The 3,557-nt window shown below is 38.9% G+C and carries 4 protein-coding genes; 2 read left to right on the top strand and 2 right to left on the bottom strand.

What is annotated here, in order from left to right:
- Positions 1-112: 112 nt before the first annotated feature.
- Entirely contained in the window at positions 113-454 is a 342-nt protein-coding gene (locus F6K13_RS23915; protein ID WP_192901301.1) for a hypothetical protein, read from the bottom strand.
- Positions 455-623: 169 nt separating this feature from the next.
- Between F6K13_RS23915 and F6K13_RS23910 the strand changes: the two genes are divergently transcribed.
- Together F6K13_RS23910 and F6K13_RS23905 are read left to right on the top strand one after the other, a co-directional pair.
- Positions 624-2,585, top strand: a complete 1,962-nt coding sequence (locus F6K13_RS23910) for a long-chain fatty acid--CoA ligase (protein WP_124143641.1) — start codon at positions 624-626, stop codon at positions 2,583-2,585.
- 121 nt (positions 2,586-2,706) lie between these two features.
- On the top strand, positions 2,707-3,156 hold the full coding sequence (locus F6K13_RS23905) for a YlqD family protein (protein ID WP_124143642.1): 450 nt from the start codon (positions 2,707-2,709) through the stop codon (positions 3,154-3,156).
- Between the two features lie 205 nt (positions 3,157-3,361).
- Here F6K13_RS23905 and F6K13_RS23900 read toward each other — a convergent pair.
- Positions 3,362-3,557, bottom strand: a 196-nt coding sequence (locus F6K13_RS23900; protein WP_287288592.1) for a hypothetical protein, incomplete at its 5' end; no start/stop codon positions are given.

Here is a 3,557-nt window from a genome sequence, read left to right as displayed (position 1 = left end):
CTGCAATTACAAACAAACTAATTCCAATTCCAGTTCCTTGAGGTATGAGATTTTGGGCAATATTTTCTATTCTTAATAATTCCCTGATACCCAAAAATTTTTGATGTCATTACTAAGGTAAAATTTGCTCTGGGAGAAAGCCATTATCTAACAAAATACTCTCTAAATTTGCACCATTAAAACAAGTTTTGGTTAAATTTTCTAACCCTAAATTATCTCGTTTAGCTAATATTTCTGATTCTTGCGGTTCACAATTTAATAAGTCTGCCATATCCCGCAAACTTCGACGATAAAATAGGGTATAACAAGCATGATAATTAATAATATCTGGATGATAAACTTCTGTAAAAGCAGCAACATAAGAATAACGAGCAATTGCTTCTGGTTTCAATAAATTATGAGCGTGTTGGTCAATGGCAGAAATATCCCAAAGTTCCATATTTCTTTGTCCCAAAATTATCTTTTACGATAGCGCTATGCGCAACTGAGAAGTCAAAAGTAATCTCTGGCTAATTTTTCCCTGTAGTTGAATATTCAAGTTGACAAACTGTCCCTAAAATTAGCAAACTTATCCAAAATTCTCAGATACTAGATTTATCACCAATAGTTTTAGGAAGCAGATAATGACATCTATACAATCTCCCACCTCCTGGCAAATGAGCGATCGCGAACGTGCCAATCTCAAGCAAGTAACAATCTACGATTCAGTTCAATCTCTCTCAGAAATATGGCCACTGGCTGCCAAACATTATAATCAGACCATCGCCCTCCATGACCCCCATGCCAAACCAGAAGTCAAATTTACTTATGCAGAATTAAACCAACAGATTCAAAAATTTGCTGCTGGTTTACAATCATTGGGGGTTGTCCCTACGGAAAATGAAGCGTCAATACCTCCGAGAGTGGCCTTATTTGCTGACAATAGCCCTCGGTGGATGATTGCCGACCAAGGTATTATTGCTGCAGGGGCAGCAGATGTGGTGAGAAGTGGGACTGCAGATATCGAAGAATTGGCTTATATTCTTCAACATAGTGGCAGTGTGAGTTTAGTCGTGGAAAATTTGGCCTTGTTGAAAAAATTGAGCGATCGCCTGCAAGACTTACCTATACATTTAATTATTCTGCTATCCGATGAAGAGCCAAACCCTGAGGAAAACCTACCTGTAGTCAAATTTTCTCAAGTCATTGCTACAGGAGAAGACCGCCCCCTGAAACCCACTAAGCAAAACCTGGAAACTCTTGCTACTTTGCTCTACACTTCTGGCACAACTGGCAAACCCAAAGGTGTAATGCTGACTCATGGCAACCTGCTCTATCAAATTAATGTTCTAGGGGCACTTATTCAACCCAATCCAGGAGAATGCAGCCTAAACATCCTACCTACTTGGCATACTTTTGGTAGGACAGGAGAATATTTTTTCCTCTCCCAAGGTTGTACCCAAATTTATACCAATAAACGTTCTCTGAAAAAAGACTTCCAAGAATATAAACCCCACTATGTGACCAGTGTGCCTAGAGTTTGGGAATTAATTTATGAAGGAGTACAAAAACAACTCAGAGAACAACCAGCCAATAAACAAAAATTAGCTCAATTTTTCCTGGGCATAAGTCAACGTTACATTGAAGCTAGGCGTATTAGTCAAGGATTAGTTTTGCAACTTGACCCACCATCTCAGTCTCAGAAATTGCTGGCTACTTTGCAAAGTTGGGTATTATTACCTCTTCATAGTCTGGGAGAAAAAATCATTTATCAAAAAATCCGCCAAGCTACTGGGGGTCGCCTGAAATTTGCCATAAGTGGGGGTGGTTCTCTAGCGATGCACTTAGAAAATTTCTTTGAAATAGTTGGTATAGGCTTATTGGTAGGATATGGTTTAACCGAAACTTCTCCAGTTTTGACTGTTCGACACTATTGGAACAATCTCCGGGGGTCTGCTGGTAAACCCATTCCAGCTACTGAGATTAAAGTAGTAGATCCAGAAACTAACAAAACTCTGACAGTTGGTAATAAAGGTGTGGTTTGGGCAAGAGGGCCACAAATAATGGCTGGTTATTATCAAAATCCCGAAGCTACTGAGAAAGTTATTGACTCCGAAGGTTGGTTTAATACTGGCGATATTGGTTGGATAACTCCAGATAATGATTTGGTATTAACTGGTCGGGCAAAAGATACAATTGTTCTGACTAATGGGGAAAATATTGAACCTCAGCCCATTGAAGATGCTTGTGCCCGCAGTCAATATATTGACCAAATTATGCTGGTGGGGCAAGACCAGAAATTTTTGGGTGCTTTAGTCGTGCCTAATATTGAAGCAGTGGAACAATGGGCTATTCAACTTAATCCTTCAGAATCTCAACCACAGATTGATTGGGAAAGTCAGACGATTCAAGAATTGTTCCGCCAGGAATTGAATCGGGAGGTAAAAAATCGCCCCGGATATCGGCCTGATGACCGTATTGGACCATTTCGCTTGATTCTGGAACCGTTTACGGTAGAAAATGGCATGACAACCCAAACGATGAAGATCAAACGTCCCACTGTCACGGACCATTACCGCGATATGATTAACAAAATGTTTGATTAATGACTTTGGAGATTTTAGATTTTGGATTGAGTATCATCTAGATGTTCTGAAATCTTAAAGTCTAAAATCAATATTCTCGTCCTTATGTGCAAACAAAAATAAACTGACAAGAACAATTTTTATGGAGTATTCTCAAACACAATTACTTTTAAAGCGAGCGATTAACGTTAGAGTAGTCGTTACCCCACGCTGGAAAGAAGAAGCCCAACAACAACTACAAACCCAAATTAATAATTTAGATAGCCAATTACAACAGATTGAAATACAAGGGCAAAAGGCAATTGCTGAAATTAGAAAGCAAAGTGTACAACCTCCAGGCCCTCAAGTACAACAGCAGATTAATAATATACAAGCACAGATCGGCCAAAAGAAAAATGAGTTTGTAGAGCAGAAAAATCAAGCTTTACAACAATTACAACAAGTACAAACTTTGGAATTAGAGCAAGAAGTTAGTCAAGGTCAAATTGAAAGTGTATTTACTGCGGATGTAGGAGATAATTTGATCAAGAAAATGCAAGTAGAAGTTCTCCTGCGTGATGGGGTAATTGAAGAAGTGCGAGGTGAGGTTTAGAGGGAAAAAAGAAGGTGATAGGTGTTAGGTGAAAAAAGTTTACAGTCCTATCCAAGACCTATAATCGGGAGGTGGCAGGTTCTAAGTGAGAAAAACCTAGGAATGAGGACTCAATAAAGTCCAGATTTTTTTTGAATAACTCACATAATTTTGAATTTGGATAATTTAACTTGTGTAGATAATAAAATCCTTATTCCTGACTGCGCTACCTACAACCTAAAACCTTCTTACTTAACACCCCAATCATATTGTGGACAACCCTCATGATGATCGGGTTTGACACAAGGGTTGCTCCAAACATTGTTATAGCAGGGAACAGGGAAAAGCGGTGCGAACCCGTGTCGGCGACAGATGTAACAGAAACCGCACCAAGATAAGAAAAAATGAAAAAAAACATTTCC

Source organism: Okeania sp. SIO2B9, assembly GCF_010672505.1.
GTDB lineage: Bacteria > Cyanobacteriota > Cyanobacteriia > Cyanobacteriales > Microcoleaceae > Okeania > Okeania hirsuta.
This window is presented reverse-complemented; position numbering and strand designations above follow the sequence as displayed.

Coding starts and splice junctions, on each gene's coding strand:
- F6K13_RS23910 (WP_124143641.1), top strand. CDS start 624: ATGACATCTATACAATCTCCCACCTCCTGGCAAATGAGCGATCGCGAA.
- F6K13_RS23905 (WP_124143642.1), top strand. CDS start 2,707: ATGGAGTATTCTCAAACACAATTACTTTTAAAGCGAGCGATTAACGTT.